Annotated in this window: 5 protein-coding genes and 1 pseudogene; all 6 read right to left on the bottom strand. The window is 39.6% G+C overall.

Going from position 1 to position 8,120, the window contains the following annotated elements; genetic code table 11:
* Positions 1 to 112: 112 nt before the first annotated feature.
* Positions 113 to 235: a hypothetical protein gene (locus MXE38_RS12475; RefSeq protein ID WP_281503213.1), complete on the bottom strand. Its 123-nt coding sequence runs from the start codon at positions 233 to 235 to the stop codon at positions 113 to 115.
* 366 nt (positions 236 to 601) lie between these two features.
* A pseudogene (gene clpB / locus MXE38_RS11640) lies at positions 602 to 3,148 on the bottom strand (ATP-dependent chaperone ClpB); the annotation flags it as partial.
* Between the two features lie 710 nt (positions 3,149 to 3,858).
* On the bottom strand, positions 3,859 to 4,710 hold the full coding sequence (gene pgeF / locus MXE38_RS11635) for a peptidoglycan editing factor PgeF (protein ID WP_246915205.1): 852 nt from the start codon (positions 4,708 to 4,710) through the stop codon (positions 3,859 to 3,861).
* Positions 4,711 to 4,873: 163 nt separating this feature from the next.
* Positions 4,874 to 5,845 (bottom strand): 23S rRNA pseudouridine(1911/1915/1917) synthase RluD, encoded by a 972-nt coding sequence (gene rluD, locus MXE38_RS11630; protein WP_246915200.1) that lies wholly within the window; start codon positions 5,843 to 5,845, stop codon positions 4,874 to 4,876.
* Between the two features lie 325 nt (positions 5,846 to 6,170).
* Complete coding sequence (locus MXE38_RS11625; RefSeq protein WP_246915195.1) at positions 6,171 to 6,692, bottom strand: regulatory protein RecX; 522 nt, start codon at positions 6,690 to 6,692, stop codon at positions 6,171 to 6,173.
* Positions 6,693 to 6,857: 165 nt separating this feature from the next.
* Positions 6,858 to 8,054: a recombinase RecA gene (gene recA / locus MXE38_RS11620; RefSeq protein WP_281503212.1), complete on the bottom strand. Its 1,197-nt coding sequence runs from the start codon at positions 8,052 to 8,054 to the stop codon at positions 6,858 to 6,860.
* Positions 8,055 to 8,120 lie beyond the last annotated feature (66 nt).

Below are 8,120 nucleotides of genomic sequence, written 5' to 3'. Positions count from 1 at the left end.
TTCACTTTAATGATTCGTTTGAAGTGCAACTATAACTAGTTGCCAGTATGTTGGCTTAAAACTCAAAGTTCTTAACTTAAAGAACCCACACAGATTGTCTGTACCTAAATTTTTAAAGAACTTCAAAGCGCTTGGCTTTTGCAGCTTCACGCTTTAGTGCGTGACAGCGAGGACGTATTTTAATGATTTTTAACCCCACGTCAACACTTTTTTTAATTTTTTTTAACATGGACATTAATAGTACCTCACAAAATTAACAATAAACGTGATAAATATCACGTTTGTGCGCTAAAAAATTTTTTACTCTTTTTCATATTGTTTAACTAGATCACAAAGTAAATATGGCAATAAAACCATAAATTTAACCAATAGTTTTTTAAAATTTAAAAAAAAGAGGGACACTTTGTTCAAGTGTCCCTCTTTTTCTAGCTTAAATTAGCTTTAACTGACCTAATTAATTATTAGTCATATTATTTAAACGACCATTGATAGCATCAGGTCTTGAGCCAGGTAATACTCCGTTTTGAGCAGTGCGTACCTTATTCACTCCTGGATTATTCATAATCTTTAGTGGATTGCATTGCAGCTTACCATTTTCGTCAATGTTTAACTCATAGCGAACCTCAGGCAACAACTCACCACTTAAAATAATCTTAGAGAGTGGATCTTCAACCTCACTTTGGATAGCTCTACGTAATGGACGAGCACCAAAGACAGGGTCAAAGCCTACATTAGCAACGTAATCATAAAGATGATCGCTAATGCTTACCTCAATATTGTTATCCTTTAAGCGCTTAGAAAGAGCACTTAATTGGATCTTAGCAATTTCCTTAATGTTCTCGTGGCTTAATGGATGGAATACCACAGTCTCATCAATACGATTTAAGAACTCAGGCTTAAAGTTCTTCTCTAAAATAGTAAAGAGCTTGGACTTAATAGCATCATAACTTGCGTTATTGGCTGCTTCTTCCTGAATCATAGAAGAGCCTAAGTTGGAAGTCATGATAATTACTGTGTTCTTAAAGTCTACAGTGCGACCCTGGCCATCAGTTAATCGTCCATCATCCAATACCTGCAACAAGATGTTAAAGACATCAGGATGAGCTTTTTCGATCTCGTCTAGCAAAATTACAGAATAAGGGCGACGACGTACGGCTTCGGTTAAATAACCACCCTGCTCATAACCTACATATCCTGGAGGAGCACCAACCAAGCGGGCCACAGTGTGCTTTTCCATGTACTCAGACATATCAATACGCACCATAGCTTTGGTTGAGTCGAACATAAACTCAGCTACTGCCTTACAAAGCTCAGTCTTACCAACACCAGTAGGGCCTAAGAATAAGAAAGAGCCAATAGGTCTATTTGGATCAGAAAGACCAGCACGAGAACGTCTAATGGCTGAGGCAATAGCACTTACAGCCTCATCTTGACCGATCACACGCTTATGAAGGTTATCCTCCATACGCAAGAGCTTTTGTCTCTCACCTTCCATCATACGAGAAACAGGAATACCTGTAGCACGTGATACTACGTCAGCAATTTCAACGTCCGTTACCTTGTTCTTTAACAACTCAGTCTTTTGACCTTCCATCTTGGAAGCATTTTGAATCTTTTGCTCCAATTGAGGAATGGTTGCATACTGAAGTTCACTCATACGAGCAAGGTCGCCGTTACGCTTAGCCACTTCAAACTCATGACGGGCATTATCAAGTTCTTCTTTGAACTTTTGAGTACCCTCAAGCATGAGCTTTTCGTTTTTCCAAATATTGTCCAAACGCTGATATTCAAGCTCACTTTCTTTAATATCGTTGTCAATGGCCTGCAAGCGCTTCTTACTTGCCTCATCGCTCTCTTTAGCAACAGCCTGACGCTCCATCTTAAGCTGAATAAGCTTATGGTCTAAGCGATCTAAAGGCTCTGGCTTAGAGTCAATTTGCAATCTAATGCTGGCGGCAGCTTCATCAATCAAGTCAATGGCCTTATCAGGAAGCTGACGGTCAGTAATATAACGATTAGACAAAGTAGCAGCAGCTACAATTGCTGGATCAGTAATTTGTACATGGTGGTGAAGCTCATAACGCTCCTTTAGTCCACGTAAAATAGCAATAGTGTTTTCTACACTAGGCTCCTCAACTAGGACTTTCTGGAAACGACGCTCTAAAGCTGCATCTTTTTCAATGTACTCACGGTACTCATCTAGGGTAGTAGCACCAACGCAATGTAACTCACCACGAGCAAGAGCTGGTTTTAACATATTGCCAGCATCCATTGCGCCATCAGCCTTACCAGCACCTACCATGGTATGAAGCTCATCAATAAATAAGATGACCTTACCACCTTGTTTAGCAAGTTCGTTTAATACGCCTTTTAAGCGCTCTTCAAACTCACCACGGTACTTAGCACCAGCAATCAAAGCACCAAGATCTAAGGTTAGTACTTTCTTATTGCGTAAGCCTTCTGGAACTTCACCCTTAACAATACGCTGAGCCAAACCCTCAACAATAGCAGTTTTACCAACACCAGGTTCACCAATTAAAACTGGGTTATTCTTGGTACGACGTTGTAAAACTTGAATAGTACGACGGATCTCATCGTCACGACCAATTACAGGGTCTAGCTTGCCTTGTTCAGCACGCTCTGTTAAATCAATAGTGTACTTGGCTAAAGCGCCACGAGCATTCTCAGCGTTCTCGTCTTGAACGTTATTACCTTCACGTACGGTATTAAAAGCCTCTAAGAGCTTAGTACGATTTAAATTGCATTGCTCTAAAATGCGTTTTAAGTCGCCCTCAGTTTCCATAGCAGCTAAGACGAAGATCTCTGATGAGATATAGGCATCTTTTTGCTTTTGGGACAACTTGTCACATAAGTTTAAAATACGGCCTGTTTGAGGAGAAAGTTGTAAATCTCCACCTACACCATGAACACGAGGTAAGTTATCTACGGCCTTATCAACTAATAATTTAACAGCTTGTGGATCGGAACCAGCTAAGGTTAGCAAAGGTCTGATTGAGCCATCTTCTTGGTTTACCAAAGCAGACATAATATGTACTGGCTCAATAAACTGATTATCGTGACCTACTGCTAACGATTGTGCGTCAGATAAGGCTTCTTGAAACTTAACAGTAAAACGATCTAAACGCATATCGTCCCTCCAAAAATTAAAAAATTCTTTTGTGCTCTAGCTTGTTGTTGAATAGTAATTTTGTGTAAACAGCAACGCTCTTAACAGCGCTCATAAAAACTACTATCAACCCCTCTTTTTAATATCTATAGTCCAGCACTTACCTTGTTTAACCTTCCTGATTAAATAAGGCTTTAAGCTCAACTTTTTTCTCTAAGAGGTGCTTAGAGCTCTTACACCATATGACGTGGGGATAGCGATCAATAATTTAAAGTGCTAACACAAAATATTTTTTAAAAACCATCACTTTTCTTTAAACTCAGCTAACAACCTACTATCAATCAGTGCAGTCAGAATCTACTATGCTGCAATGCAAAGCAGTGCATTTCCATGCAGTGCAAGGTGCAACTTAGCCATGCTCTACCAACAGTACCAACTAACGGAGCAGCATAAAGCATATTGTGGTGCATTAAAGTGAAGTGAAGCTAGTCCAAACAGACCATTGCAAACGCTGTTGAACAGAACAAATCGAGGCTACGCAAAGTAAATCGTAGTGAAGCTGAGAGTAGCAGCACAGAGCGTAGCGCAAAGCGCTGCTCAGTAGGCTGAGCGCAGCGAGGCGCAGCGGAGCTCAGTGGAGTGGAGCGGAACGAAGCTGAATGAGCTGGGCGTGAAAATAAAAACCCCCAGAAGTTTTTAGGCTTGTTGGGGGTATTGGTATGTTTTTAGTGTTAGTTGAGGCAAATTACGGAGGCAAGACGGCCTGTTTGGTTATTCTTTCTATAAGAGTAAAAAACCGCACTTTGAGTTAAAGTATCTGCTCTACCGCCAAAAATATGGCCCTCAACTTTAATGTTACGTAAGGTGTTAACTGCCAAACGATAAATGTGGCATAAGTACTTTTGAGTATTTGGCAGTTTAAAGAAACAATTTTGGTAAAAATCGCCCTTTTGTAAAAAAGCCTCTACGACATCGCTACCTACTTCAAAAGAGTGTGGGCCAATAGCTGGGCCTAAGAAACCCTTAATACTACTGCGATTAGCGCCTACAGACTCCATAGCATCAATAGCATTTTCAATAATGCCTCTTTGTATGCCGCGCCAACCACAGTGGATAGCACCCACTACATTGTTCTCGTCATCACACAATATTAAAGGCAAGCAATCTGCGGTCATAACTGCTAGAGCTATACCCTTTTGAGCAGTAACTAAGCCATCACAGTCAAAACATTGCTCGTCATTATTTAAATCATCTACCACCATTACTGTATTGGAATGGGTCTGATTCATATAACAAACTTTTGGCAAATTAAAATCAGCTTGTAACTGAGCTCGATTTTTTTCTACTAACGCAGGATCATCACCAACATGTAAAGCTAAATTAAAGCTGTCATACGGTGCATTGCTATAGCCATTTAAACGGGTGGTATAAAAAGCTGTTACATCGTTATCAAAACAATCAATCAGCATATAGCGCTCTAAATATAATGAGTGCTTAAGATTGTCCAAAACATAAGATTGATGTTGTTGAGTCCAATCGTCAAAAGGCGGCACCTCAACACCATTTACTGTTCTGTTAGGCAAATCAATCCTCCATTATGCAACTAACAAAGGTACGCTAGTGAAAGTTTCCGAAAGTTCCTTTACTGTCAAAATCAACATCATTAAAGATAATGTCTACTCCAAGGCAGGTATAGTTGTTAACGAACTTTCGGAAACTTTCACTAGAGAATAGCTCTGACCTTAATTAGTAAATACCGTTGAGCTCGTAATCTTCACGTAAAAGATTAAGCAAGTTCTTCATTTCATCTGGAATAGGAGCATCAAAAGCTAAGAGTTCATGAGTTACAGGATGCTCAAACTCAATATGGCTAGCATGTAAAGCCTGATGGCGATAAGCATTTAAAGCCTGATCAAGCTGCTCACTAGCACCTGCAATATGCTTAATACGACGACCACCGTATTGAGCATCACCTAATAATGGATGGTGAATAGATGACATGTGCACACGAATTTGGTGAGTACGTCCTGTTTCTAAGCGCAATTTCAAACGAGTATGAGCTCTAAAACGCTCCATAACACGGTAGTGAGTTACCGCCTCTCGACCCATACCCTCAGGCATTACCGCCATTTTAGTTCTATTGTGCAGATCACGACCAATAGGAGCATCTACTGTACCACCTGCGGTAATTTCACCCTCTACAATAGCCTCATACTCACGTACTACTAAATGCTTAGAGATTGCCTTTACCAAATGATGTTGTGCTACTTGGCTTAAAGCAATTACCATCAAGCCAGAAGTGTCCTTATCTAAGCGGTGCACAATACCAGCACGTGCTAAAGTTGCGGTTTGTGGAAAGTGATACAACATGGCATTCATTACTGTGCCATTTTTCACTCCAGCACCAGGATGCACGACAAAATTAATAGGCTTATTGATAACAATTAAATCATCATCTTGATAAACAATATTTAATGGCAAGTCCTCAGGTAAAGCCTCTAAGCTTTCAGGCTCATCCATTTGTACTTCAATAGTTTGTCCTGCATTAATCTTGATGCTAGCTTTAGTCTGCACCTGGCCATCAACTATAACTTTGCCCTCATCAATTAAAGTGCGTAAGGCACTGCGTGAATGCGAATCAATCATGCCTCCTAACACAGCATCAAGGCGCTTGCCATGAAATTCATCAGTTACTTGCAAATTAATTACATCACTCATAAATCGCAGAATCTCTCAATTAAGTTAAGTAGATATATTATGAAAGCATAAGCTTACCCTGCTGATATAGTGGCTATATAGCAGGCAGAACGTCATAATGGGTTGGGAAATTTCACTAGACGCAATAAGCTTCTTAGCTATTCAACTAAATGCTTAAACATAGCACCACTATTAGTGGCCTCATAATATTAAGCAAGCAATTAAGTACGCTTTCTAAGCCTATACTAGCACGTTGCTTAAAAAAGCCATAATTTAATAAAAAAGCCCCTCACTATAGGAAAACCTATAATAAGGAGCTTTAGCTTTGCTTGTTTAAATCTTTGCTTTAACTATCTTCTTGCTCTTGTAGCTCTTGTCTTAATCTTTCTAAAGCCGACATACAAGATGAGGAGGAAAAGCCTCTACGCGCTAAAAAAGCTAACGCCTTGCGACCTTGTTCAAAATCTAAATGATTAAGGCCATATTTTTTGATTAAGGCTTCGTAAGCCAAAGCTTCCCAATCAACCTCTTGAGCACAGTCATTGATTAAAGATAAATCTATACCTTTTCTTTTGGCCTCAAACTGTAATTTCATAGGGCCATAATAGGCAAACTCAATATGTCTAACTAACATTTGAGCATAGCGCTCATCACTTTGATAACCACGCTCAATACAAGTATTTAAAGCTTCGTGTGCAGCTTTAGAGGTATAGCGTTTTAAAGTTTTATCCAATAAATCTTTAGCACTATATTCTCTTTTAGCCAAGAGACCTACCATATAGTTAATAGCATTAGGCACACTATCATCTAATGATCTCTTACTACCATTAAAAGACTGGCGCTTATTATAGGAAGGTCTTCCAAACATAGTTTTTAAATCAATGACTCTATTGAATTAAGCTTGAGATACTCAACACCAGGAGTTTTTCTGGAAGTTAGTTGAGTAGTAAAGAAGCAGCAAAACTACCAAGAGGCTGCTATAAGGGAGAACCACGGGCATAGCCCGTGGTAGAGATAGTTAATTAATCACTAATTAGATATCATCTGGAACATCAGTGACTAAATCATCATCCATATCATCCAATGGAGGTAAATCGTCGTCTAGACCACTGTCATCCATTTCGTTTGAGGAACCAATTTCGACAGTATCAGCATAATCAGAGTTTTGCTTGAAGTAATCACGAATCTTACCCTCAAGCTCATCAGCAACCTCAGGATGCTCATCTAAATAGCGAATTGCATTAGTCTTACCTTGGCCAATCTTAGCGCCATTGTAGGCAAACCAAGCACCAGTTTTCTCAACAAACTTAAGCTGAACACCTAAGTCGAGCAACTCACCATTCTTGGAAATGCCGTAGTTAAAGAGAATTTGGAAGTTGGCCTGCTTAAATGGAGGAGCAACCTTGTTCTTAACTACCTTAACCTTGGTCTCATTACCAATAACAGTGTCCTTTTCCTTAATAGGAGTGGACTTACGAATATCTAAGCGTACAGAGGCATAATACTTAAGAGCATTACCACCAGTAGTAGTCTCTGGATTGCCAAACATAACACCGATCTTCATACGTAACTGGTTAATGAAGACCACCATACAGTTAGCTTGCTTAATAGTACCAGTTAACTTACGTAAAGCCTGAGACATTAAGCGTGCCTGAAGGCCAACATGGTTATCACCCATATCACCTTCAATTTCAGCCTTTGGTACTAATGCGGCTACAGAGTCAACAATAATGACATCAATACCACCAGAGCGTACTAAGGTCTCGGTAATGTCTAATGCCTGCTCACCTGTATCTGGCTGAGAAATCAGAACATCATCAATCTTTACGCCTAATTTTTTGGCATAAATTGGATCTAAGGCGTGCTCGGCATCAATGAAGGCACAAACTTTACCTAACTTTTGAGCTTGAGCAATTAACTCTAAAGTTAAAGTAGTTTTACCTGATGATTCTGGACCATAAATTTCAATAATACGGCCCATTGGTAAGCCGCCTACACCTAAGGCTAAATCTAAGGTTAAGGAACCAGTAGGAATAGCTTCAATTTCCTCTAGCTCACCTTGACCTAAACGCATAATTGCGCCCTTACCAAATTGACGCTCGATGTGTTCCATCGCAGCCTCAATAGCTTTAAGCTTTTTTGGATCAGAGGTAAGGTTAGAAGCTAGCTTATTACTAGTGCTTGCAGTGCTACCTGCTTCTTTAGCTTTTACTTTAGTTGGACCTGCCATAGAACGTCACCACTATTGGTTTAACAATTAAACTTTAATATAAAGTATATATTATAAATAATATTT

Source organism: Anaerobiospirillum sp. NML120448 (assembly GCF_023050945.1).
Lineage (GTDB): Bacteria > Pseudomonadota > Gammaproteobacteria > Enterobacterales > Succinivibrionaceae > Anaerobiospirillum.
The sequence above is the reverse complement of the archived record's forward strand: the minus strand, read 5'-3'. Positions and strand labels throughout refer to the sequence as shown.

Bases quoted from the DNA above. Each gene is read 5' to 3' on its own strand.
- MXE38_RS12475 (WP_281503213.1), bottom strand. From the start codon at position 235: ATGTCCATGTTAAAAAAAATTAAAAAAAGTGTTGACGTGGGGTTAAAA.
- rluD (WP_246915200.1), bottom strand. From the start codon at position 5,845: ATGAGTGATGTAATTAATTTGCAAGTAACTGATGAATTTCATGGCAAG.
- MXE38_RS11625 (WP_246915195.1), bottom strand. From the start codon at position 6,692: ATGTTTGGAAGACCTTCCTATAATAAGCGCCAGTCTTTTAATGGTAGT.
- recA (WP_281503212.1), bottom strand. From the start codon at position 8,054: ATGGCAGGTCCAACTAAAGTAAAAGCTAAAGAAGCAGGTAGCACTGCA.